This window comes from Sporolactobacillus inulinus (assembly GCF_006539285.1).
Lineage (GTDB): Bacteria > Bacillota > Bacilli > Bacillales > Sporolactobacillaceae > Sporolactobacillus > Sporolactobacillus inulinus.
Genome location: NZ_BJMS01000007.1, coordinates 12591 through 36399 on the forward strand (window position 1 = coordinate 12591; position 23809 = coordinate 36399).

At 44.3% G+C, this 23809-nt stretch carries 20 protein-coding genes; 13 read left to right on the forward strand and 7 right to left on the reverse strand.

Going from position 1 to position 23809, the window contains the following annotated elements:
* Positions 1 to 43 precede the first annotated feature (43 nt).
* From pgsA to SIN01_RS01500, 5 genes are all read left to right on the forward strand, one after another.
* Positions 44 to 622: a CDP-diacylglycerol--glycerol-3-phosphate 3-phosphatidyltransferase gene (pgsA, locus tag SIN01_RS01480; RefSeq protein WP_010024980.1), complete on the forward strand. Its 579-nt coding sequence runs from the start codon at positions 44 to 46 to the stop codon at positions 620 to 622.
* 79 nt (positions 623 to 701) lie between these two features.
* Complete coding sequence (locus tag SIN01_RS01485) at positions 702 to 1949, forward strand: competence/damage-inducible protein A (RefSeq protein ID WP_010024979.1); 1248 nt, start codon at positions 702 to 704, stop codon at positions 1947 to 1949.
* A 93-nt stretch (positions 1950 to 2042) separates the two neighbouring features.
* Positions 2043 to 3089: a recombinase RecA gene (gene recA / locus SIN01_RS01490; protein WP_010024977.1), complete on the forward strand. Its 1047-nt coding sequence runs from the start codon at positions 2043 to 2045 to the stop codon at positions 3087 to 3089.
* A gap of 637 nt (positions 3090 to 3726) precedes the next feature.
* Positions 3727 to 5295: a ribonuclease Y gene (gene rny / locus SIN01_RS01495; RefSeq protein WP_010023075.1), complete on the forward strand. Its 1569-nt coding sequence runs from the start codon at positions 3727 to 3729 to the stop codon at positions 5293 to 5295.
* A gap of 70 nt (positions 5296 to 5365) precedes the next feature.
* A complete protein-coding gene (locus SIN01_RS01500) occupies positions 5366 to 6163 on the forward strand; it encodes a TIGR00282 family metallophosphoesterase (protein WP_010023073.1) in 798 nt (265 codons plus the stop codon).
* A gap of 172 nt (positions 6164 to 6335) precedes the next feature.
* Here the strand turns inward: SIN01_RS01500 and SIN01_RS01505 are convergent, their stop codons facing one another.
* Positions 6336 to 6596: a stage V sporulation protein S gene (locus tag SIN01_RS01505; RefSeq protein ID WP_010023072.1), complete on the reverse strand. Its 261-nt coding sequence runs from the start codon at positions 6594 to 6596 to the stop codon at positions 6336 to 6338.
* Positions 6597 to 6622: 26 nt separating this feature from the next.
* Between SIN01_RS01505 and SIN01_RS14915 the strand changes: the two genes are divergently transcribed.
* A complete protein-coding gene (locus SIN01_RS14915; protein ID WP_156994762.1) occupies positions 6623 to 6763 on the forward strand; it encodes a hypothetical protein in 141 nt (46 codons plus the stop codon).
* A gap of 120 nt (positions 6764 to 6883) precedes the next feature.
* Positions 6884 to 7345 carry a CBS domain-containing protein gene (locus SIN01_RS01510; protein ID WP_010023071.1) on the forward strand — a complete coding sequence of 154 codons (462 nt, stop codon included), beginning with the start codon at positions 6884 to 6886 and terminating at the stop codon, positions 7343 to 7345.
* A gap of 52 nt (positions 7346 to 7397) precedes the next feature.
* On the opposite strand, the gene SIN01_RS01515 is transcribed toward SIN01_RS01510, so the two are convergent.
* Positions 7398 to 8660: an MFS transporter gene (locus SIN01_RS01515; protein WP_010023068.1), complete on the reverse strand. Its 1263-nt coding sequence runs from the start codon at positions 8658 to 8660 to the stop codon at positions 7398 to 7400.
* A 172-nt stretch (positions 8661 to 8832) separates the two neighbouring features.
* Complete coding sequence (locus tag SIN01_RS01520) at positions 8833 to 10113, reverse strand: MFS transporter (RefSeq protein WP_237760169.1); 1281 nt, start codon at positions 10111 to 10113, stop codon at positions 8833 to 8835.
* A 220-nt stretch (positions 10114 to 10333) separates the two neighbouring features.
* Here SIN01_RS01520 and miaB point away from each other — a divergent pair, with 220 nt between their 5' ends.
* The 3 genes from miaB (at position 10334) to cotE (ending at position 12895) form a co-directional block, all read left to right on the forward strand.
* Positions 10334 to 11818: a tRNA (N6-isopentenyl adenosine(37)-C2)-methylthiotransferase MiaB gene (gene miaB, locus SIN01_RS01525; RefSeq protein WP_010023066.1), complete on the forward strand. Its 1485-nt coding sequence runs from the start codon at positions 10334 to 10336 to the stop codon at positions 11816 to 11818.
* Positions 11818 to 12195 (forward strand): YlbF/YmcA family competence regulator, encoded by a 378-nt coding sequence (locus tag SIN01_RS01530; RefSeq protein ID WP_010023065.1) that lies wholly within the window; start codon positions 11818 to 11820, stop codon positions 12193 to 12195. The genes miaB and SIN01_RS01530 overlap by 1 nt, the downstream gene beginning before the upstream one ends.
* Before the next feature lie 142 nt (positions 12196 to 12337).
* Positions 12338 to 12895 carry an outer spore coat protein CotE gene (gene cotE, locus SIN01_RS01535; RefSeq protein ID WP_010023064.1) on the forward strand — a complete coding sequence of 186 codons (558 nt, stop codon included), beginning with the start codon at positions 12338 to 12340 and terminating at the stop codon, positions 12893 to 12895.
* Between the two features lie 242 nt (positions 12896 to 13137).
* Here cotE and SIN01_RS01540 read toward each other — a convergent pair whose 3' ends face one another.
* The 4 genes from SIN01_RS01540 to SIN01_RS01555 form a co-directional block, all read right to left on the reverse strand.
* Positions 13138 to 14367, reverse strand: coding sequence for an MFS transporter (locus tag SIN01_RS01540; protein ID WP_010023061.1), 1230 nt, complete (start codon positions 14365 to 14367; stop codon positions 13138 to 13140).
* Between the two features lie 101 nt (positions 14368 to 14468).
* Positions 14469 to 15683, reverse strand: coding sequence for a DUF4129 domain-containing protein (locus SIN01_RS01545; protein ID WP_010023059.1), 1215 nt, complete (start codon positions 15681 to 15683; stop codon positions 14469 to 14471).
* On the reverse strand, positions 15670 to 16872 hold the full coding sequence (locus SIN01_RS01550) for a DUF58 domain-containing protein (RefSeq protein ID WP_010023058.1): 1203 nt from the start codon (positions 16870 to 16872) through the stop codon (positions 15670 to 15672). The genes SIN01_RS01545 and SIN01_RS01550 overlap by 14 nt, the downstream gene beginning before the upstream one ends.
* Positions 16869 to 17813 carry an AAA family ATPase gene (locus SIN01_RS01555; protein ID WP_010023057.1) on the reverse strand — a complete coding sequence of 315 codons (945 nt, stop codon included), beginning with the start codon at positions 17811 to 17813 and terminating at the stop codon, positions 16869 to 16871. The genes SIN01_RS01550 and SIN01_RS01555 overlap by 4 nt, the downstream gene beginning before the upstream one ends.
* Before the next feature lie 158 nt (positions 17814 to 17971).
* On the opposite strand from SIN01_RS01555, the gene mutS reads away from it, so the two are divergent.
* From mutS to SIN01_RS01570, 3 genes are all read left to right on the forward strand, one after another.
* Positions 17972 to 20605, forward strand: coding sequence for a DNA mismatch repair protein MutS (gene mutS, locus SIN01_RS01560; protein WP_010023056.1), 2634 nt, complete (start codon positions 17972 to 17974; stop codon positions 20603 to 20605).
* A 23-nt stretch (positions 20606 to 20628) separates the two neighbouring features.
* The gene (gene mutL / locus SIN01_RS01565) at positions 20629 to 22488 is read left to right on the forward strand and encodes a DNA mismatch repair endonuclease MutL (RefSeq protein ID WP_010023055.1); all 1860 of its coding nucleotides are present in this window, start codon (positions 20629 to 20631) and stop codon (positions 22486 to 22488) included.
* 285 nt (positions 22489 to 22773) lie between these two features.
* Entirely contained in the window at positions 22774 to 23421 is a 648-nt protein-coding gene (locus tag SIN01_RS01570; protein ID WP_010023053.1) for a class I SAM-dependent methyltransferase, read from the forward strand.
* Positions 23422 to 23809: the final 388 nt, after the last annotated feature.

The following is a 23809-nucleotide window of genomic DNA, read 5'->3' on the forward strand; positions in this document are numbered from 1 at the left end:
GACTGTTTTAACCATGAGATAACGATGAAGGGATGACCGATCGATGAATATCGCGAATAAATTAACTGTTGCACGAATGATTATGATTCCTGTCTTTTTAATTCTGCTGCTTGTACCGATGCCGCTTGGGGCGATTGATTCCGGAAATTATCATCTTTCTGTTGCCCAGCTGCTTGCTGCGGTTATTTTCATGCTCGCTTCATTTACGGATTGGCTGGACGGGCAACTAGCGCGCAAGTATCATTTGGTCACCAATTTTGGAAAATTACTGGATCCGCTTGCGGACAAATTGCTTGTTATGAGCGCTTTTGTTGCTTTTGTCGGTATCGGAAGAATGGCTTCTTGGATGGTCATTCTTATCTTGGCACGAGAATTTGCCGTGACTGGTTTGCGCTTGGTAGCTGTTGAAGAAGGTGAAGTCATAGCAGCAAGCAAAATTGCAAAATGGAAGACTTTCTCGCAAATGGTCGCGATCATTCTCTTTTTATTTAATAATGTTCCTTTTGGTATCAATGGATTTCCACTTGAGCAGATCATTCTCTGGATCGCTGTGTTCCTGACCGTCTTTTCCGGAGTGGATTATTTTTATAAAAATCGTGAACTCGTGTTTCGATCGAAATAACTTGCACAAGCGGGTATCTGTGTTTAATAATAAATAAGAGATTACGAGTTGCGAAAAACAAGGATAGGAGTTCTTGCTCATGAATGCGGAAATCATTGCGGTCGGTTCTGAACTTTTACTCGGGCAAATTGCCAATACGAATGCGCAGTTTATTTCGGAACAGCTAGCAGCACTTGGCGTCGATGTTTTCTTTCATACCGTATGCGGCGACAATGAAGCGCGCATGATCGATGTCATCAAAAATGCGGAGAACAGAGCTGATCTGCTCATTTTTACCGGCGGATTGGGCCCAACTAAGGACGATTTAACGAAGGAGACCGTCGCGCGCGTTCTTGGGCGCAAGCTCGTTACGGATCAGGCGGCAATGGACAGTATTGTTCACTACTTTCAAGTCACTGGACGTGAAATGACTGAAAATAATAAAAAGCAGGCGCTGGTTATTGATGGAAGCCATGTGCTGCCTAATCGGCATGGGATGGCGCCGGGCATGATTGTTGACACAAAAAAGCATATCTATCTTTTGATGCCCGGTGTACCCTCAGAAATGAAACCGATGTTTCTTGATTTCGTACGCGGCTGGCTGTCCACACATAGTGAAAAACATATTCAATCCCGTGTTCTGCGCTTTTTCGGGATCGGCGAATCTCAATTGGAAACAAAAATTCTTGATTTAATCGATGCGCAGTCCAATCCGACGATTGCGCCGCTGGCAAAGGAAAGCGAAGTCACGTTGCGGTTGACGGCGAAACATGCCCAGAAAGATGCGGCAGAGGCAATGCTTGATCAAATTGAGGCGAAAATCGCTACTCGTGTTGGTGCTTTTCTTTACGGATATGATGATGATTCACTTTCGCAAATTGTGTTTCAACTGATGCGCAATCAGAAGAAAACGATTGCTTTTGCTGAAAGCCTGACCGGGGGGATGGCTGCTGATTGGTTGGCTGCTTACCCTGGTGCCTCTTCTGTTTTGAACGGCGGCGTGGTCTGTTATACAAATCAAGTGAAGAATCAAGTACTTCACGTACCTGAATCCATTCTTAATACGGAAGGCGCGGTAAGTGCTGCTTGTGCGGAAAAAATGGCTTCTTCAGTCCGAACACTTTGCGGTGCTGATCTTGGTTTGTCTTTTACAGGCGTTGCAGGACCTGATAAGAGTGAAGGAAAACCAGTTGGAACCGTATATATCGGACTGTCCGATCAGGGAGGGACTCAGAGCTATCGTTTTCAATTTAATGGATCACGACGTAAAATTAGAATTCAATCAACAAAAACCGGTTATGACCTTGTACGAAGACACTTGCAGAAGCTTCCAATTTTAAATCATTAAAAAGGGCGAATAAACATTCGCTAGAACACTTGTGCTTATCCTCAAAAAAATGTATGATGATAAAAAGAATGTTGAAGGAGATGAATCGCGGTTATGGCTGAAAAAAATGAACGCAAGGCAGCACTAGACAGCGCACTTCGCCAGATTGAAAAGCAATTTGGCAAAGGATCGATTATGAGATTAGGAGAACGGCCGGAACAGCGTGTATCGACAGTATCAAGCGGTTCCTTGGCTTTAGATATAGCGATGGGTGTCGGCGGCTATCCGCGCGGCCGCATCATTGAAATTTACGGACCTGAATCTTCAGGTAAAACGACGGTTGCGCTTCATGCGATTGCAGAAGCGCAGCAGAGTGGTGGACAAGCTGCTTTTATCGATGCAGAACATGCGCTTGATCCGGTCTACGCGGAACACTTAGGCGTAAACATTGACGAATTGCTCCTTTCCCAGCCCGATACAGGGGAACAGGCCCTCGAAATTGCAGAAGCACTTGTTCGAAGCGGGGCAGTGGACATTATTGTCGTCGATTCAGTAGCTGCCTTAGTGCCAAAAGCCGAAATAGAAGGTGAAATGGGCGATGCGCATGTTGGGCTTCAAGCGCGTCTTATGTCGCAAGCGCTGAGAAAGTTGTCCGGTGCAATCAGCAAATCAAAAACAACGGCAATTTTCATTAATCAGATTCGTGAGAAAGTCGGCGTCATGTTCGGAAATCCTGAAACGACTCCGGGTGGACGCGCGCTTAAGTTTTATGCGTCTGTTCGTCTTGAAGTACGCCGCGCAGAGACGTTGAAAATCGGGAATGATATTGTTGGAAACAGGGCACGTATTAAAGTTGTCAAGAACAAGGTAGCACCTCCGTTTAAACAAGCGGAAGTTGATATTATGTACGGGCAAGGGATTTCTCAAGAGGGCGAAATTCTGGACATTGGTTCAGATCTTGATGTCATTGAAAAGAGCGGGTCCTGGTATTCCTACAATAAAGAACGCCTCGGTCAGGGGCGCGAAAACGCTAAGCTTTACTTGAAAGAAAATGAACCGGTTAAAGAGGATATCAAACATCAAATTCGCGTTCACTATCATTTGGATGAGACGGCGGAGGAAACTGCTGATGAAGCAGCAACGCTTCCAACAAAAGAATAAACGGCTTGCTTAAACGAGTGCCTGTTTCAGGCACTTTTTTTTACAGGTAAGGAGAGTACAAGATTTGGCCTTGCTGTTAGGGAGAAGCAGCATAGGAGAGGAACGTCTGCTAAGTGCGCATAAGTCATCACATCCTGTGAAAGTAAGTCCTGTATGCAACGCATAAGTCACCGCGTCCTGCGGAAGTCACGAAAGCGCTCGGGTGCCTGTGGAGAGCCTCTGTTAATCGCAGGCCAAAGGAGCCCCTCGCAGACACCAGCACGTCTGAGGAGGCTTCTGGATGCACGCGGTCGCACCCTGTTGAAGCGAGCACGGGAGCGTCGCTTAAATTAATCCGTTGCAGGAATTCCAAATGTGCAAGGTTGACAACCTAAATGGGCAATTATACAATGATCTTGTAACTAAAAAGTTACTATTTACTTGATTATGTAAACTTTTCGCATGAAAATGCTTAAAAGAACGACAAAGAGAGTGAGCTAAGTTTCCATTTTCCTTTCAAGCAGTTCGTATTGTTTGGAATTGTATGGGAATATCAAGTGAAAAACCTCTTACCTATCGTTTCTCTGTTAAGCATCATTTCAAAAGAAACGTATCTGCTTTACCTAATGACGATATGGAAAAGCAAGGAGGTGAAATGATGACATTCACGATTGTTGTGATCATCTCCATTGCGCTACTGATCTCTGTCGTTTGTCTGTTTGTTGGCTATTACATCCGAAAGAACATTGCCGAGGCGAAAATAACGTCTGCTGAGACTGCAGCACACCAGATCGTTGAGGATGCTCATCGAGATGCAGAATCCTTAAAAAAGGAAGCACTCCTGGAAGCGAAGGACGAAATTCATACGCTCCGAAATCAAACCGAAAACGAAGCGCGTGATCGGCGTAATGAGCTCCAGAGGTTGGAAAACCGTCTCGTGCAGAAAGAAGATCTGCTCGATCGAAAAAGTGAATCTCTCGATAATAAAGAAAGATCATTGGAAAAAAGGGAGGAAACGCTTAGCAAGAAACGTCGACAAATTGAAGAGATGGAAAGCAAAGTGGAGGAAGCACTGCATAAACAGCAGTCTGAATTGGAACGGATCTCCGGTTTGACCAATGATGAGGCAAAAGAGCTTATCTTGAATCAAGTCAAACAGGAAACTGCTCATGAGGCTGCACAACTCGCCAAAGACATCGAATCGAAAGCGAAGGAAGATGCAGAAAAAAAGGCGAAAAGCATCCTTTCTCTGGCTATTCAGCGCTGTGCTGCTGATCATGTAACCGAAACAACGGTTTCGGTTGTGAATCTCCCGAATGATGAGATGAAGGGCCGAATTATCGGGCGAGAAGGGCGCAACATTCGCACACTGGAAACATTAACGGGTATTGATTTAATTATCGATGATACACCGGAAGCAGTTATCCTATCAGGATTCGACCCGATTCGCCGTGAGGTTGCGCGTATTGCCTTGGAAAAGCTTGTTCAAGACGGACGTATTCATCCAGCTCGTATTGAGGAAATGGTCGAGAAGGCACGTCATGAGGTTGATGAGAAGATTCGCGATTATGGTGAACAAACCACTTTCGAAGTCGGCGTTCATAGCCTGCATCCGGATCTGATCAAGATTCTCGGACGACTACATTACCGCACCAGCTATGGTCAGAATGTGCTGAAGCACTCAATGGAAGTTGCTTTCCTCTCAGGAATGATGGCAGCTGAGCTGGGTGAAGATGAGAATCTGGCAAGACGGGCCGGTTTGTTGCATGACATTGGCAAAGCAATTGATCATGAGGTCGAAGGCAGTCACGTCGAAATCGGTGTTGAATTGGCACAAAAATACAAGGAACATCCGGTTGTCATTAACAGCATTGCTTCACACCATGGAGATACTGAGGCGACATCGATCATTTCGGTACTCGTAGCGGCTGCTGACGCGCTGTCTGCGGCACGCCCCGGGGCACGCCGAGAAACGCTTGAAGCCTACATTCACCGCCTTGAAAAATTAGAAGAGATTTCTGAATCATTTGAGGGCGTTGAAAAATCGTATGCGATTCAGGCTGGACGCGAAATACGAATTATTGTTCAACCGGATCTTGTCGATGATGCGAAATCGTTCCAATTGGCTCGTGATATTACGAAGAAAATTGAAAATGAACTCGATTATCCTGGCAATATCAAAGTAACAGTCATTCGTGAGACTCGCGCTGTAGAATATGCAAAATGAAAGAGGCGGCTGATTGCCGCCTTTTTTAATAAAAAAGATAAGGCTTTACTAGAAGAAAAGAGCGTGAATGATGAAATTATTATTTGTTGGCGATGTGTATGGACGAACCGGTAGGCAAATGATTGAGGACTACCTACCGAAATTGAAGAATAAGTTTCAACCGACCGTAACCATTGTAAATGCAGAAAATGCAGCACATGGCAAAGGCCTAACGAAAAAAATCTATCATAAGCTGCTTGAGTCTGGGGCAGATATGCTGACGATGGGAAACCATACTTGGGATAACCGCGAAATTTTAGAATTTGTCGATGAGGCAAAACAACTGGTCCGACCGGCTAATTTTCCAGAAGGTACTCCAGGAACAGGAATTCGCTACATTCATCTGCCGCACAATCGTCAGGTAGCCGTCATTAATCTTCAAGGACGCGTTTTTCTTCCAGCGCTCGATGATCCGTTCCGTAGCGCAGACGAACTGATTAACGAAGCACGTAAGAAAACCCCGATCATCTTTGTTGATTTGCACGCGGAAACGACCAGTGAGAAACTCGCGCTCGGTTGGTATTTAGATGGCAGGGTTTCGGCAGTTGTAGGAACACATACCCATGTCCAGACAGCCGATGAACGCATATTTCCACAGGGAACAGCCTATCTTACCGACGTTGGGATGACCGGTCCGTATAATGGAATTATTGGCGTGCAGCGTGCAGCAGTAACTAAGCGCTTTGTTACGGCAATGCCGGTCCGCTTTGAGAGCGAAGAGGGTCCGGGTCAACTTGGCGCGGTGCTCATTCAGATTGATGATAAAACAGGAAAATCAACCGAGATTAACCGCATATTAATTAATGATGATCATTTATTTTTTGACTAAATACCTGAACGAAGGAAACATCAAAGGTTAACGGAATACCAATCAAGAAAACACCTTACTCCGGTTCAGTGAGACACCAGATGAAAAAGCATGCAACGCTGCATGCTTTTTTCTATGGGCATAAAAAGATTGTGTGCGGTCTTAATGAAAAATAAGTAATGAGCTGAGCGGTCTATCTAGACTCAATAATTAGCTTAATCGCCGTCCGTTCCTCACCATCGATCAGAATATCCGTAAATGCAGGAATGCAGATTAAATCGAGCCCGCTAGGAGCAACAAACCCCCTGGCAATGGCAACTGCCTTTACCGCTTGATTCAATGCTCCTGCGCCAATCGCCTGTATTTCTGCTGATTTTTGTTCCCTCATTGCATGTGCAAGGGCACCAGCAACAGAGTTAGGTACAGATCTTGCTGAAACTTTTAACACGTCCATTTCCGAATGTCATCTCCTTATGAGGATTGCCCATAAATTACTATATTCTTGAAGAAGATGACTATGCCAGTTTTAAAACGTTGTTGCTGCTGCTTACCGTGCTTCCGGCCATGATCCTTTTTTACTGTCTCGGTGAAGAAGGCGGCCGTAGCTTTGCATTAGCATAACTTTAACAAAAATCATCCGTTTGAGCACACTAAATCGGCTTAATATGTAAAACGCTTACATATATGTGTTATAATTAAAGAAAGAGATTAGTGGGTTTTTATTATAAGGGGGCGGCAGCCATGCTTGTGGAACAATTAATGCTGAAACATGTCGTAACCATTGCTGAAACAGATTCGGTGAAAGCATTCATTAAGCTTATGATCGACCACAAGATAGGCGGTGCGCCTGTCGTTAATGATGACCATCAGTTGGTCGGTTACATTAGTGATGGTGATGTTCTGAGAAAGATTGTGCCGAAACAGAAAACGATCTATGATCTTTATTCTTTAATAGAAGCCATTCATGTCGAAATGTCACAAGATAAATTAAAAGACTTGCTTGATCTGCCGGTGAACGTCGTTATGAAAAAAAGGAACGTGCAAACGGTTAGAGGAGAGCAAGACATTGACGCTGTATTACGCATCCTTTCCCGCCACCACATCAAGCAGATCCCGGTTGTTGACGATGAACGACATGTCATTGGCTTGGTAAGCCGGAGCCAGATGATCCGTCATATTGGCGGTCAACTGATTCACCAATGAAAAAGCAGCATGCGAGCGCGATGCTGCTTTTTCGATTAAATTTTGGAATACATCATTTCTCATCAGTGGCGAGCGAATGGAACCCATAGTTCTCCGGTTGAACGTGATTAATTGACGGGATACGACGCAGAATGGGTACCATGAAGATGTAGAGGGCGAGAAATAAAAGACTGATGCTAGCCGATGCAAACACCATACGCGCACCAAGTAGTGCACTCAGTGCGCCGCCAATCAGTGAACCAATCGGCATGATACACGAGGAGATACTCGCTATAACCGATATGGATCGCGCCATCAGGTGTTGCGGAATTATATTTTGCATCATGGCAAAGCTGAGTACGTTTGTTAAGCCAATTGGTATCATGCTGGAAGAAAAAAGAATGATTTTTAATGAAAGAACCGGAACGAACAGTGAAGTCAGCCAGCACAGGAAGCCGAGCGTGTAGCCGGCAATCATCAGATGGCCAAAAGCAAAACGCTCAAAAAGTCCGGCAGACCCTGCACCAATCAGGCTGCCAATGGACATGCCGGCAAGCAAGAGGCCGTAAGTTTTTGCTCCTCCAATCGTATCTGAATACGCCGGCAGTGAAGCCATCATCGCACCAAAAACAAAGTTTGTGATAGCACTTGCCAAAAGAATTTTTGCAAGAAACGAATGAAGAACGAGCTGAAAGCCTTCTCTAAGATCAGCAAAATAATGGTTTGCTTGTTCTTTAAGTGAAAGCTTCTTTTGATCTGAAGGAGCATGGTGCAGCTTTAATGCTGAAAAGAGTAGTGCCGCAATAAAAAAAGTCAAAATATCGGCCGAATATAAGGCGATTGCTCCGACGAGTGCAACCAGCGCGCCGCTGATTGCATTGAACGCAGCGTCCGTTCCTTGCTGAGCGACAGCCATCAGTGAATTTGCACGAACACGCAGCGTTTTGGACAAAATTTGCGGGATGAGTGCACTTTCTGCAGGAAAGGAAACTTGATTCAAGCAAGCCGCAAGCGGCATGACAATAAGAATGAGCGTTACCGAGAGCATATGCCAATAATGGGCAATTGGGATCAAGCTCAACAAAATGGCTTGAAGCAGCTGCGTTACGATGAGCAGCTTTCTTATTGAGCAGCGGTCGATAATCGGACCTGCGATAAATTGAAACGCCTGCGGCAGCATCGTCAGAAATCCTGCAAGTCCTGAGTAGAAAGCGGAACCCCCCAGTTTGTAGACGAGCCACATGGCTGCGATGTAATACATACTGTCACCGATATTTGTGATTAACCGACCGATAAAAAGGATAGAAAAATTTCGATTACGAAATAAACGATTCATTGACGGGCAATCCTCCGAAGTTCAATTTGATTTGTTGACTCTAATGTATCAGAGGGATCAGCGCAATAAATCAGACTACAGGCGGAAAAAGGGCGGTCATAAGACTGAATTGGATTGATGCGGCGATGAGATGATGGGTGAATCGATCCGCAAAGCTCAAAAGAAACGTTCATTAGGCATGACTTTGTTCATGAATTGCTTCTGTTCGTGCGGTAAAGCCAAAATCTTCGGGCTTTACCGTTGCCGCAGCAGGCAAACGCCGCAGTGATGGCATGAGCGCAACGTAAGCGGCATAAAGGAAAAAACCAATGCTGGAGGCGGCAAAGATTATCGGTGATCCGAAAAGATCGCTCAGTGAGCCACCGACAAGTGATCCGAGCGGCATAATACAGGTGGCGAGACTCGCAACGAGTGACATCGCACGTGCGAGCAAGTGTTGCGGCACAACGTTTTGAATCAGTGTGAAATTGAGAACATTGTTGCACCCGGGGAAAACAAGGCTAACAGAGAACAGGATGAAAGAAAGCATTGGGTTTGGAACTAGTGCTGCTGCAAGCCAAAGAAGAAAACCAATGGAGTAACCAAAGACCAGCATTTTCCCAACCGGTTTGTTTTTAAAGCAACGGGCAACCAGCGCACCAATTAAGGTACCCACCGCCATCCCAGCCATCATTAATCCATACATACCGGGGCCACCCAAGTGATCGGAATATGCCGGTAAAACAGCAACTAATGCACCTAATGCAAAGTTGGTCATTAATGAACCAACCATCATTTTACCGATAATGGAATGAATGACCGTACGAAATCCTTCACGCAAGTCAAGTAAATATTGCTTGCATTGATCGGCAACGGTTTGTTTCGTTGACGATTGGGGATGTTCGGGTAATTTGAGCATTGTAAATAGTACGACCGCAAAACCAAATGAAAGGATATCGGCATGATACATCGAAACGGCACCAAGTAATGCAACCAGTGCGCCGCCTATTGCTTGAAAAGCGGCATCCGTTCCTTGATAAGCAAGCGTCATTAAACCATTAGCCTGAATCCATTGTTCTTTTTTCATGATTTGCGGAATCAGCGCACTTTCAGCAGGAAAAGAAAATTGATTGAGGAACGAGACCACCGGCATAATAATCAGAATCAGAGTAACTGAGAGATTTCCGATTAATGCAGCGGCAGGAATGATCGCAAGCAGGCAGGCTTGGGCCAGTTGTGTGCCGACTAATAACTTTTTAATCGAATAACGATCAAGAATCGGTCCGATCAGGAATTGCAGCGTACGGGGGATCATGGTCAAAAAGCCGGCAAGACCGGAAAAGAATGATGATCCACTTAATTGGTACACGAGCCACATCGCTGCAATAAAATAAACACTATCGCCAATGTTTGTAATCAAGCGAGCAGAAAACAACAATCGAAAATTTCTATTTTGTGTTAATAGATTCATCATTCACCCTCCATAAGCGCGTTCAAAAAAGTATAGCCATTATCATATCATGCCGCCCGCTAAGAGGATTAAATTGTTACCTATGTTATACACTTCAAGGAAGAGAAAGCATTGCGAACACATTGGATGACCGGCGATTCGCTGGGAAATCGTTCTCTTTCTTTCATATCGGACTTGAGTTTGCTATAATTTAGGAATGAGATTTTGAAGGAGAGGTTGCATCGTGTCTGAACAGACATCAAGCAAAGTTGATTTTTCGAAGTACTTTCAACCGCCGTCGCTAAAGGATGCACGCAGGCGTCGCAGACAAGCGGTTCAAATTATAAATGATTTCAGTATTCCTGAGGATATGGCGGCAATTGGTCGAGGAAAACAGTACTTGATTGAGACATACGGTTGCCAAATGAATGAACATGATACAGAAGTCATGGCCGGCATTTTAGAAAAGATGGGCTATCACGAAACGGATGACCCAAAGCTGGCAGATGTAATCCTGATCAATACATGTGCCATTCGCGAGAACGCCGAAAATAAAGTATTTGGCCATATTGGCACTTTAAAAACATTAAAGCTTGAAAAGCCTGGATTGATCCTCGGCGTTTGCGGTTGCATGGCTCAGGAAGAGGTTGTGGTCAACAAGATTCTTGCCAAGCACCCACAGGTGGATCTGATTTTCGGTACGCATAATATCCATCGTCTGCCGCAGTTACTCAAGGAAGCGCTTTTCAGTAAAGAGATGGTTGTTGAAGTTTGGTCAAAAGAGGGCGATATTGTTGAAAATCTGCCCCAGTCGCGTCGCGGCCATTTTCAAGCATGGGTCAACATTATGTACGGTTGCGATAAGTTCTGCACCTATTGTATTGTTCCTTATACGCGTGGAAAAGAAAGGAGCAGACATCCTGAAGAAATCGTTCAGGAAGTGCGTGAATTAGCGCGTCAAGGCTATAAAGAAATTACGCTGCTCGGTCAGAATGTTAATGCGTATGGTAAAGATCTTCCGGATTTGGAAAACTACGGTCTGGGTAATTTAATGGATGAGATTCGTCAGATTGGAATTCCGCGCGTCCGCTTCACAACCAGTCACCCTAAGGATTTTGACGACCATCTGATTGAAGTGCTTGCTAAGGGTGGTAATCTATGCGAACACATCCACCTACCGGTACAATCGGGCAGTTCGGATATACTTAAGATTATGGGTCGCGGCTATACACGCGAGCGTTATCTCGAGCTGTTCCATAAAATAAAAGATGCTGTTCCTAATGCCTCATTTACAACAGATATCATTGTTGGGTTCCCAAATGAAACGGACGAACAGTTTGAGGAAACCCTGTCACTCGTTCGAGAATGTGAATTCGACGGTGGATTTACGTTTATCTATTCTCCACGGGCAGGAACTCCGGCCGCTCGGATGAAAGATAATATTCCAATGGATGTCAAAAAGGAGCGTCTGCAGCGCTTGAATAAACTTATGGATGAATTTTCGGCTAAAAGTAATGCAAAATATCAGGATCAAACGGTTGAAGTGCTGGTTGAAGGTGAAAGTCGCAAAAATCCTGAAGTGCTTTCCGGTCATACACGAACCAATAAGGTGGTAAATTTCAGAGGACCGAAATCGCTCATTGGTGAATTGGTGAAGGTAAAAATCACCAATGCAAAAATGTGGTCATTGAATGGCGAATGGCAAGAAGAAACGCAAGGTGTCCGTTAATGGATCATTATTATTCGAAAGAAGAACTGGTTGCTAAAGCTGAACGACTTGCGCATCAACTGTCTGAATCGGATCAAGTTCGCTTTTACAAACAAGCTGAAGAAAAAATCAGTACCAATAAGAAAGTTCAGCAGTTGGTTGAATCGATCAAACAGTATCAAAAAGAATCGGTAAATCTGCAACATTTTGGCAAAACAGAAGCCTATCATCAGAACGAGGCAATCATTGATCGATTGCAGGCGGAACTCGATGCAATTCCGGTCGTTCAGGAGTTCAGGCAGTCACAGGAAGAGGTTAATGACTTCCTGCAAACGCTGACTCATTTAATTTCTCGGCGCGTTGTCCCAAAAAGTGAAAACCCAAGTCCAGAAGATTAATGTGAGCATGCTGTACTTCCGGCCATTTTATAAGCTTCTCAATAGAGGAGCTTTTTTTCATTCCTGCGTCTTCTTTTTTGTATCACACGTGGCATTCGCCCTGCATAACATGAAGTGAAGAAGGCAAAGGAGGTTTCGACTTTTGGCAGAGAATGTATATCGGGAAATTATAACGAAAGCCATATGCGGAAAAGGGAAAAAATTCAGCCAATCCGCGCACACAGTGACACCATTGCACAAACCTTCGAACATCCTTGGATGCTGGGTCATCAACAATAACTATAAAACTACCTATCATAAGGATGCAGTTCTTGTCGAAGGGACTTATGACATTAACACATGGTATTCGTATAATGACAATACGAAAACCGAAGTCGTTTGTAAAACCGTCAGCTATCAAGATCGTGTACCGTTGACTTTGCGCGATAAACAAGTTATTTCGGATCAAGTCGATGTTTCTTGTCGCGCATTGCAGGAACCCAATTGCTTGGAAGCAAAGATTTCAGAAGGAGAAATTGTCGCAAAAGTAGAGCGTGAATTTCTCGTTGAAGTTATTGGTGAAACAAAGGTTAAAGTTCAGGTCGATGACAGTGGACTGATTGAGGCAGACGATGTTGACGACGAAGATCTGGATTCGGAATTAGACGGTCTGGATTCTGAATTTTTAACCGATGAAGAAAAAGATAACGACAACGAATAGGGATGGTATTCCTCTCAGGCAAGAAATAGTGATGATTAATGTGTAGGTGTAGCACCTGCAACATTTTTAATCCGTTTCTGAAAAGAAAACCGCTTGAACTGCTAAGATTAAGGATCACCATCGTCTGCTGGTGCCCTGAGCGAGCAGCGGTAAGCCAAGAACCGGGCACAGTGACCCGGTTTTCTTACATTAAAAAAGCCATGATCACGCATTGGATCATGGCTTTTTTTGAAACGAATCGATTAAGCTTTCTGCCGTTTTTCATGCATGAAAAGTTGTTTCCGCTGCATGAAAATGATGGCGCATTCCAGCATCAGAAGCAATGCGGAAAGGATAAAGACGGTACGGACACCGAGCCAGTCCGCTAACATGCCCATGAGAAGACTGCCAAGAGCAAATAAAACGGATTGAACGGCATCAGCTGCCGAAAAGACATTGGCCAACTGCTTCGGAGGTACGCAGGTTTGCTCAATCGTGAGAAAAATCGTTGCTTTTAATTGAACAGCAAGCCCATAGAAAAGTGAAAGTACGAGTGCCATTGCCGGAATCGAGTTGATGCCGAACAAAAAAGTGAAGATACAGGCCAGCAGTGAACTAAATTGCGCGTAGTATGCTGCCTGGTGTTTGATATGCCGATTCCAGCGCATCCCGCAAATGCTGGCAAGCAGCAGCCCGGCAAAAAAACTGAAATTAATCGATCCCCACCATGATGCATCAACATGCAATACCTTATCGACAAAAATGTAGATGATCGCTGCAATCCACACAACATCGGCAAGGGTGCTCAATGAATCAATGATGAAAATGATGCGCAGCGAAGGATGACGCCAGACCGTCACCCAACCTTCCTTCATAAGCGTCCATTTCGGCCGGTTCGCTTTTTCATTACCCTCTGCGCGAGCTTCGTTTACCTTAATTAATGTCATACCCATTGAGCTGATCGTATAAAGAACGAAAGTTAATGCTAAGAGTTTGTAACTTCCAATGTATACGATCAGCAACCCCCCCAATGCCCAACCGAGCATCGCCATGCACTGATCAAGCATCGAAAGGAAGCTGTTTACCGAGAGTAGCTTCTTCTCGGGTATAAGCAGTGGAACCAATGCCCCGCGCGCAGGCAATGCCCAACCATCAAGGAAGCTGATCAACACGAGAATGAGAAAAGTCAGGACAATACTGCCGATTCGATTCGTTAATGCGATTGAAGTCATGAGAAAGGTCAATAAAAAGAGGGTTTTGATTGTTTGTGAAACGGCGAGACAACGTTTCAGCCCCATCCGTTCGAGAACGATGGGCGCAATGAGCGCACTGACAAAACGTGATCCAGTGCTTAAAAAAGGAACAAGCGCAATCGCTACGGCAGAGTCCGTTAAGCGATACAGGAAAGCCATTAAACCGACGAGGTAAAAAACATCGCCCAAGTTTGCAAGAGACTGTCCAAGCCATAGGCAATAAAAACTCTTGTTTCTCATGACGTATTCACTCCTATTCAATTGATTTCTTGAATTTTAGAATGAATACGCCAATCACATATTTGGATGTTCTTCCCTTCGTTTTTTCTCATTTCATTTTATCATAGTTGGGGTTTCTTAAGGACAGTTTTGTGCTTTAGATGTTTTATTTGTTTCTCAGCATCATGTACGGCGTCAAGATAGATTGCCTGTTCAGAAGCGGTCAGCTCCTGATTTCCATAGCGTACTTTTTCATAAAAAGTGATGAAAAGATCCGCTGAATCTAGGTTCAGTCGATTCGCCCATTCCCGCAATGATTCTGAAGGGTATCGTCCGCACTTCATTTTCTTTGCTAGTTTTTGAAGACGATAGACTGCACGACGTACGGGATGTTTGGGGGCTGAAACTTGGAGATTCTCCTTTTTACGGTTGTGTCGCTTCTGAAACGGTATTTTTTTTATTTCTATCGGATCATTTTGCATATCATGTTGTGCTGCTTTGCTCATTTTAATACGGCGTAACTGCCAAAAAGCGATGAACAGAAGCAAAGCGCTAATCAAGATACCAAACAGCAGACCAAAGTTAAAGTTAGGCTGCAGATCAGGAATCATTTTCTGCGTGGGCGACTTTTTTTCGGCATTTGAAGCTTGGAGCGCCTTTGTTATTTCTCCCCTGGCTTGCGGCGTTGAACGCCCGTTCAGCCAACCAAACACTACGGAAAATACACCATAGCTAATCGGTTTGATCATGAAATGAAATAAGGAGTCATAAATGAAGGTCACTGCTGGCTTCAGCAATGCGGATAATACTGATATCAGCAGTGCGGTGCATGTCAGTATTCCAGAAATCAATAGCAAAGTGGGTCCGCTCAATTCGTTGTTTAGATAAATGAAAACGAGTGCAACAACCAGTTCTACAAACAGCAACATAAAAAGTGCAGTTGGTTGATTAATTGGCGCAAAAAGAGCATAGATGCAGACAATGGCTGCAAAGAGGACAATCAATCGCCAGAGCCGCTCAATACTCCGGCCCTCATCATCTCGAATTGAGAAATAGGTAAGCATAGCCGTTAAAAGTATACTCGCAAAGAGACTTAGATGGGCAATGATAAGTGCTGCGAGGCCGGTTAACACGCAGACAACAAGAAAGGCGGCAAGCGTTGAATGACGTATTTTCTGCAGACTTCCAAGCAATAGGCAATGGATCACTGCTAAGAACGTAAATGGAACAAGCTGTGCCCATTGATCGGTCATGAACGGCAGAAGAACAAGAAAGCAAAATAACCATTCACTGGCGAGGTACAGTAAAAAAGTAAGCGAACGCTTAAACGTTGCCAACTGCGCGCACTCCTTTCTCAATCTGCTCAAGAATACAACCATCATCGAACCGGCGCAGCATATAGATTTGATGGCCCGTCTTTAACCATTTTGCAAGAAAGGGTGCGGCCGGTCCTGGCTGATCCAAAGCTAAGAAAATGATCATTTGCGGCTGACTCAGTTTCTGGTCAATCATCATAAGTGCTTGAGTTATCGATGTTTTCATTTGCCATGCTTGAATAAACGCGAGCATCTCCCAGGTTTTTCGGAGTTGCAAGGCGCCCTTACCGGGTTCGATGCCGACCATTTTTTGCCCAATTGATTTCGCATTGCAATAGATGGACGTGTTCACGGATCGCTTGCATGCTACCTCTGCAAGCCATGCTGCGGCAGAAATTCGTTTATCAAAATCCTCAAACGATTGATGACGCGCCGAATTTGTCTGATTGAGAAAAAGAAACATCCAACTTTGATCTGCCACGTGTTCGAACGTCTTTGTCTGGAGTTGTCCGGTGCGGGCAGTTGCTTTCCAGTGTATGTATTTAAATGGGTCGGAGTAAGTATACTGGCGAATTCCAGAAGGTGTCGAGAGATCCTGATCAAGCGAATGCTTGGTTACGAGAGTTCCTACGCGTTGAGGCGGTACGAGACTTAGCTGACGGACGGGTTTAGGATCAGGATAAACGATGATTCTATTTTTCAGCAACTGATCAAAATGAATGGAACAGCGAACGATATGAAGTGGATCCGTACAGATAAACTCAACTGAGCGAATGCGCGCGATACCACGGTTCAGTGCCTTGAACGGACAAGGGACAATCGTTTTCCCTCGAGCGGGCATCGTCAAAGAAAACGTGTACGCAGAATCCTGATCCTTGCTGTTGTTGGAAAGAAAGGCAATATTTTTGTCTGCAACAATCCTCCCTTTAATTGAAAAGAAAGGAACGGGATATTGATTTTCAACAATAATTTTTAGTGTGTTTTGATCGCCTGCCGACAAGCGCAAGCTTCTCCTTTGATTTTCAATGACAAAAGTACGGATCATCTGCAGCAGATACCATTTCGAGAGAAAGGCACAAACCACGAATACGAGCCCGGTAAGCGTGAGCAGAAATGAATCTTTTATAAAGCCGACAAGAAATACGATCGTACCAAAAAGATAGAACAGCCTCTGATTGTGCGTTTGCCATCCAGCTGCATAACCGCTCATTCTTGTTGCGCTCCTGATTCCACTGGTACAGCTGTTTGTTCCAGTACATCTTCTATGATCTGTTGTTTGGTCGTATGCAGTTCGCCTTCCATTGATAAAACGAGGCGGTGGGCAAGTACAGGAACCGCCATGCTTCTGACATCTTCAGGAACGACATAATCGCGACCGCTGATTAGTGCCTTAGCTTGTACACTGCGCATCAATGCAAGTGTTCCACGCGGACTGACTCCGTTTGCCGCCCAATCCGTACTTCGTGTAGCCCTTACAATTTCGAGAAGATAATGCGCAACAGCATCGCTGAGATGAATCTGTTTTACTTGCTCCTGGAGTGCAACGATCCGATCTTTTTCAATAACTGGCTTGATCTTTTCCAGAGGATTACCTAAACGATGGAGATTCAGCATTTCCCTTTCCTCATCGAAAGATGGATAGCCGCAAGAAATTTGCATGAAGAAGCGATCCATTTGCGCTTCTGGAAGAGAGAATGTACCATGGGATTCAATCGGGTTCTGCGTCGCAATGACAAGAAACGGTTTTTCAATGGCGAACGTTTCACCTTCAATGGTGACTTGTCGTTCTTCCATGACTTCCAAAAGACTAGACTGCGCGCGTGGTGTTGCGCGGTTGATTTCATCAGCTAGCAACACATTGGTCATGACAGGACCTAAATTCAACTCAAACGATTGTGTTTTCGGATTGAAAAATTTGATTCCGCTAACATCTGATGGGAGCAGATCGGGCGTGAATTGGATACGTTTGAAGCTGCCATCGATTGATTGAGCAATAATTTTAGCCAACATCGTTTTTCCTGTACCCGGAACATCCTCCATAAGCAAGTGCCCTTCGCAAATCAAGGAAATAAAAACATAGTCAACCAACTGATCTTTTCCCGTTAACACGGTGTGTACATTTTTCTTTAAACTTTCCAAACTCTCAATCATAAAAAATTACGCCTCCATGCCCTATTTTGTCTATTATATCACTTAATTTTCTGAGTATGTGTCTCGGGTTCACAGGAACCAAGCAGGGATCGGCAGCCCTGTGCTATAATAATAGGATAATAAACCGTAGGAAAAGAGCAAGGTGGAATGAACAGATTATGAGCTATACCCCAATGATTCAGCAATATTTAGCAATTAAAGCGCAGTACCAAGACGCTTTTCTTTTTTTTCGACTTGGTGATTTCTATGAACTCTTCTTCGATGATGCGAAAAAAGCATCGAAGGAATTGGAGATTGCATTGACTTCAAGAAACGGTGGGAAGGACGAGTACATCCCGATGTGCGGTGTTCCTTACCATGCCGCAAAACAATATATTAAGGTGCTCATTGATAAAGGTTATAAAATCGCGATATGTGAACAGATGGAAGATCCAAAGCTTGCCAAGGGCATGGTGCACCGCGAAGTGATTCAAATGATCACGCCGGGAACAATCATGGAAGACGAGTCGCTTCAGCCGAAAAAAAATAATTATCTGGCTGCTTTGACTGCCGCTAAGGATGGTTCATTTGGATTGGCCTTGAGTGATTTGACTACGGGTGAAATACGGGTGACGCTCATTTCCAGTTGGGATGGTGTGATCCAAGAACTGGATGCCAATGACGTGCGCGAGCTGATTCTTGCGTCTAACTTTGATCCGGATAAAAAGGAAGAAATGGTTGAACGCCTGAATATGGCTTTCTCTGAAAGTGATTCGAGTCAAGTACCTGATCCATTACAAAAGATTGCCATCGGCATTGATCAGGAAAAATTAATCCAGCCGCTCGGTAAGCTGCTCAGCTATCTCGTAAACACGCAAAAACGTTCGCTTGATCATCTTCAACGTGCAGAAGTCTACCAAATTAATGCCTATATGATGATTGATCAGCATTCGCGGCGCAATTTGGAATTGACGCAAACAAATCGTGAGAAGAAAACGTATGGTTCGCTGCTTTGGTTACTCGATGATGTGAAAACAGCGATGGGTGGACGAAGGTTGAAGCAGTGGATCGAAAAGCCTCTGCTCAGTAAGAACAAAATTGAAAAACGCTTGGATGCTGTTGCGGCATTAAAAGAGCATTTGCTGGAACGTGAGACCTTGCGTTCGCTACTCGGTAATGTCTATGATCTGGAACGTTTGGTCGGCCGGGTTTCTTTTGGAAATGTTAATCCACGCGAAGTGGTCCAGTTGAAACGTTCGCTGGAACAAATTCCGGAAATTAAGCGGATGCTGGCTGAATTAGATGAAACGGCTCTAACTCAATACGAACAAGAAATGGATCCGTGCACGGAGGTTCGCGAGCTCATTACGGATGCAATCGTGGATGACCCTCCATTTACCACTTCAGACGGCGGGATGATTAAGCCGGGTTATCATGAAACCTTGGATCAGTACCGCGATGCATCGAAAAACGGCAAGCGCTGGATTGCCGAACTTGAAGCAAAGGAGCGCGAAGAGACCGGGATTAAATCATTAAAGATCGGTTATAATCGAGTGTTTGGCTATTATATTGAGGTCTCTAAGCCTAATTTGAAGCTGATCCCGGAAGGACGTTACGAACGTAGACAAACGTTGTCCAATGCCGAACGGTTTATCACCCCGGAATTAAAAGAGAAAGAGCGCGTCATTCTCGAAGCAGAAGAAAAACGCGTCGGTCTTGAGTTCCAAATTTTCGGCGATGTTCGTTTGAAGATTAAAGAACAGTCTGAGCGTCTGCAAAAATTAGCGCGACTTATCAGCAGTCTTGATGTGCTGCAAAGTTTCGCCTCGGTCAGCGACCAAAATGGCTATGTTCGGCCGCAATTCTCGAACGAACGGGCACTTGAAATTAAAAACAGCCGCCATCCGGTCATTGAGCGGGTGATGCGGCGCGGTACTTTTGTTGCGAATGACATTAAAATGGACGAAACGTGCGATCTATTGATGATCACCGGACCGAATATGGGCGGAAAAAGTACGTATATGCGCCAAGCTGCACTGACTGCAATCATGGCCCAGGTCGGTTGTTTTGTTCCGGCGGATCATGCGGAGCTGCCGATTTTTGATCAAATTTTTACCCGCATCGGAGCTGCAGATGATCTTGTGTCCGGACAGAGTACGTTTATGGTCGAAATGGATGAAGCCAACTATGCGCTGAGTCACGCGACTCAGAACAGTTTGATCCTGCTCGATGAAATTGGCCGCGGAACGTCAACCTATGACGGAATTGCGATTGCACAAGCGATTGTTGAATTCATTCACGACCATATTGCAGCGAAAACATTCTTCTCAACGCACTATCATGAATTGACGTTTCTTGAAGAGAAACTTGATCGGCTGAAAAATATTCATGTCGGAGCGATGGAAGAAAACGGAACGGTTGTCTTCCTGCATAAAGTGCTTGAAGGTCAGGCAGACAAAAGTTACGGCATCCATGTCGCCAAACTGGCTGGTCTGCCGGACGTACTGATTGAGCGTGCGGATACAATTCTTCAAGGACTGGAGGGAAACGCAGCTGCAGATTCGAAATCCTATTCTGAAGCTGATGATGCGCCTCAATCCGATTCACGGGGTGAAGCCGCTGCAGCGCAAGAAGTAGAAGAAGAACCAGAGCAATTAGCGCTCTTTGCAGAACCGAAAGAACCGGAACAACCACAGCGCAGCAAGACGGAGCGGAAGGTGCTGCAAGAATTAAATAAAATCGAATTATTGTCGATGACGCCGATGGATGCAATGAACAAGCTCTTTCAGCTTCAGAAAACATTAAAAAAATAAATGGATGAAAGGAGAAGTCTCTCGTGGGTGTCATCAAAAGGCTGAGTGAAACACTGGCGAACAAAATAGCAGCTGGGGAAGTGGTCGAACGTCCGGCATCGGTTGTTAAAGAACTGGTGGAAAACGCGATCGATGCGGAAGCATCCTCAGTATTAATTGAGATTGAAGAAGGCGGATTGAAGAGCATGAAGGTTACCGATGACGGTCGTGGTTTTGCTCCTGAAGATTGTCGCATCGCCTTCGAACGTCATGCGACCAGTAAAATTCATGAGGATTCCGATCTTTTTCATATTGCGACACTGGGGTTTCGCGGTGAAGCATTGCCAAGTATTTCCGCAGTTTCACATCTTGAGTTGACAACCTCTGACGGGGAGCATCCGGGCACGCATCTTGTACTGCAAGGCGGTCATGTGATTGCCGATGGACTGGCGCAAAGCCGGAGGGGAACATCAATCAAAGTTGAGGGCCTTTTTTACAATACACCGGCACGATTAAAGTATCTGAAAAGTATTCACACGGAACTTGGGAAAATGACCGATGTGGTCAATCGAATGGCACTCGCTTATCCCCACGTTCGTTTTACATTAATTCATGAGCAAAAGACGATTTTTCAATCAAATGGAAGTGGCCAATTGAGCCATGTTCTGGCCGCAATTTACGGTGTGCGCACGGCGAAAGCAGCTTTTCCATTTTCAGGGAAGTCACTTGATTTCAAGGTGGAAGGATTGGCCGTGCATCCGCAAATTTCACGAGCGGGAAGGCAGTACGTCTACATTTTCATTAATAACCGCTTCATTCGCAACTATCCGATTTTCAACAGCATTATGGATGGCTATCATACGTTAATGATGATTGGACGCTATCCAATCTGTGTCCTACATATACAGATGGATCCGTCTCTTGTTGATGTGAACGTTCATCCAGCGAAACTTGAAGCGCGAATCAGCAAGGAGAAAGAATTGTGCGCGTTGATCAGCGAATCGATTCGTTCTGCATTTCATCGTGAACGGCTGATTCCTTCTGTAACCGGAAAACCCCATAGTCGTGCTTCAAAACCGAAAAATGAGCAGCAGACTTTGGACTTTTCACCAACGGCCGTGACCGGACCGGATCTCTCAGAACCGATCGAGCATTCAGAACAGACCCAAACAGAAAAGGCATTTTCGGAACAAGTCCATGAACCTGAAACGCATACTTTTTCATCGCAAATGGCAGGAAAGGATGAATCGGCAACCACGTTGGAGCAGTCTGTGCAGGACACAAGCGACGTAGAAGATTCTCCATCGGATGAACCGCAAAGAAGAATGCCGAAGCTTTACCCGATCGGTCAGATGCACGGAACCTATATTTTTGCCCAGAATGAGGACGGGCTGTATATTATTGATCAGCATGCGGCTCAAGAACGCATCAAGTATGAATTTTTCCGTGAAAAAGTTGGCGAAACCGCGCGTGAAGTGCAGCAATTGCTTGTCCCAATGACCTTCGATTTCAGTGCCTCTGAGTATGAAACAGTCACTGAGTATCAAGATTATTTACAGGAAATTGGGCTGAATTTTGAATCCTTCGGCACGCGTAGTCTGATCATCCGTTCCTATCCGACTTGGCTGCCAGAAGGCAGGGAAGAAGAAATGATCAATGACATCGTTCATCAACTAATTGAAACGGGGAAAGTTTCGATTAAAAAGCTGCGTGAAAAGCTGGCCAAAATGATGGCCTGCAAACGTTCGATTAAAGCCAATCACTACCTGCGGCCCGATGAGATCCAAGCATTGCTGGACAGCTTGAGCAAAGCGCAGGATCCGTTTACCTGTCCGCATGGCCGCCCAGTACTCGTACATTTCACGCCCTACGAAATGGAAAAGATGTTCAAACGCATACAGTAAAGGTGTTTTAAAGCCCCATGAGCCATAGAATCATTAATTAGTTTTGCAATTGATGAAGTAAGGGTAAAATTCAATGAAAAAAAGTAATAAAGATAATCTCTTATTATTGTTGCAACAGAGCTTCTTTAGAGTGTTTTTATCTTGCATAATTACAGGACAGCGATGGGAAAAGTCGCGAAAATTAAGTATGACGATGGGGATTTGTTTTAGCCATGCGTTATACAGTTAACGGAAACATCGCAATGATCTTGATTTTGTGCGCTATTTATTGATGGGGGTTCTGAAATGTTAAAACAGAAAGAATATTGGAACAAAGTTGTAGATGAAAAACAGTTTACGACACCTTTTCAATTTGAAAGGTTTTCTAAATATGTAAATAAGGATGCTGTAATACTAGATTATGGTTGCGGATACGGTAGAACTTTGATTGAGCTGAAAAAACATTTGTTCACTCATTTATATGGTGTCGACTTTTCAGAAGAAATGATAAATCGGGCTCAGCTAAATAGTAAAGATGATATAAATTTTGTGGTGATTAATAGCGGCAAGTTGCCTTTTGAAGATAATTCTTTTGATGCCGTATTACTATTTGCTGTTCTTACCTGCGTCTCTAAGGACATGGAACAAGATGCAATTTTACATGAGATTAAAAGAATACTCAAACCTAATGGTATTATTTACATTAATGATTTCTTATTGAATGATGACGCAAGAAATTTGAGCCGATATAAAGAATATAAGCCAAAATACCAGACTTATGGTGTATTCGAGCTCCCAGATGGGGCAGTCTTGAGACACCATAGCGATGATCGTATTAAAAGCTGGAAAAACGGTTTTAAAGATTTGGCGTATGAAAAAGTTGTTTACACCACAATGAATGGACATCGTTCTAATGGGTTGATTTACATCGGCAGGAATAAGAAATTACTTTAATTTCAAACCGATGATTACCATTATCCTTTTAAAGTAGTAAATGCCTAAAATGTGTTGTTCTGTTGTTCTGTTGTTCTGTTGTCCTGTGGTCCAAGATAGGAAAGCCTGAGGACGTTAAAATGACGGTTAAAAGACGTTGTTTCTGCGTCCTCTTTTGATTTGCTCAAAAAGGAGTGAAGCCAAGTGATCCATTACAATTAATCCTTTTTCCAAGTTCTGCGTGAAATGCCGTGAACGAAAACATTTGCAATAAAGGCAACTTACTTTCATAAAAAAACAGGAACGAATGTTCTTTTATGCGCAAAAATAAAAGCCCGGAAAGGGCAAAAGAAACTATTTATTTGATCTCCTCTTCCTTTTCTCTTGAATCTACAGTCTCTATTTAGGG

Excerpts from the sequence above, each read along its gene's own strand:
- rny (WP_010023075.1), top strand. The coding sequence starts at position 3,727 with ATGACATTCACGATTGTTGTGATCATCTCCATTGCGCTACTGATCTCT.
- pgsA (WP_010024980.1), top strand. The coding sequence starts at position 44 with ATGAATATCGCGAATAAATTAACTGTTGCACGAATGATTATGATTCCT.
- recA (WP_010024977.1), top strand. The coding sequence starts at position 2,043 with ATGGCTGAAAAAAATGAACGCAAGGCAGCACTAGACAGCGCACTTCGC.
- mutS (WP_010023056.1), top strand. The coding sequence starts at position 17,972 with ATGAGCTATACCCCAATGATTCAGCAATATTTAGCAATTAAAGCGCAG.
- SIN01_RS01520 (WP_237760169.1), bottom strand. The coding sequence starts at position 10,113 with ATGATGAATCTATTAACACAAAATAGAAATTTTCGATTGTTGTTTTCT.
- SIN01_RS01555 (WP_010023057.1), bottom strand. The coding sequence starts at position 17,813 with ATGATTGAGAGTTTGGAAAGTTTAAAGAAAAATGTACACACCGTGTTA.
- SIN01_RS01505 (WP_010023072.1), bottom strand. The coding sequence starts at position 6,596 with ATGGACGTGTTAAAAGTTTCAGCAAGATCTGTACCTAACTCTGTTGCT.
- SIN01_RS01530 (WP_010023065.1), top strand. The coding sequence starts at position 11,818 with ATGGATCATTATTATTCGAAAGAAGAACTGGTTGCTAAAGCTGAACGA.
- SIN01_RS01510 (WP_010023071.1), top strand. The coding sequence starts at position 6,884 with ATGCTTGTGGAACAATTAATGCTGAAACATGTCGTAACCATTGCTGAA.
- SIN01_RS01550 (WP_010023058.1), bottom strand. The coding sequence starts at position 16,872 with ATGAGCGGTTATGCAGCTGGATGGCAAACGCACAATCAGAGGCTGTTC.
- SIN01_RS01570 (WP_010023053.1), top strand. The coding sequence starts at position 22,774 with ATGTTAAAACAGAAAGAATATTGGAACAAAGTTGTAGATGAAAAACAG.
- SIN01_RS01540 (WP_010023061.1), bottom strand. The coding sequence starts at position 14,367 with ATGAGAAACAAGAGTTTTTATTGCCTATGGCTTGGACAGTCTCTTGCA.
- SIN01_RS01515 (WP_010023068.1), bottom strand. The coding sequence starts at position 8,660 with ATGAATCGTTTATTTCGTAATCGAAATTTTTCTATCCTTTTTATCGGT.
- SIN01_RS01500 (WP_010023073.1), top strand. The coding sequence starts at position 5,366 with ATGAAATTATTATTTGTTGGCGATGTGTATGGACGAACCGGTAGGCAA.
- SIN01_RS01485 (WP_010024979.1), top strand. The coding sequence starts at position 702 with ATGAATGCGGAAATCATTGCGGTCGGTTCTGAACTTTTACTCGGGCAA.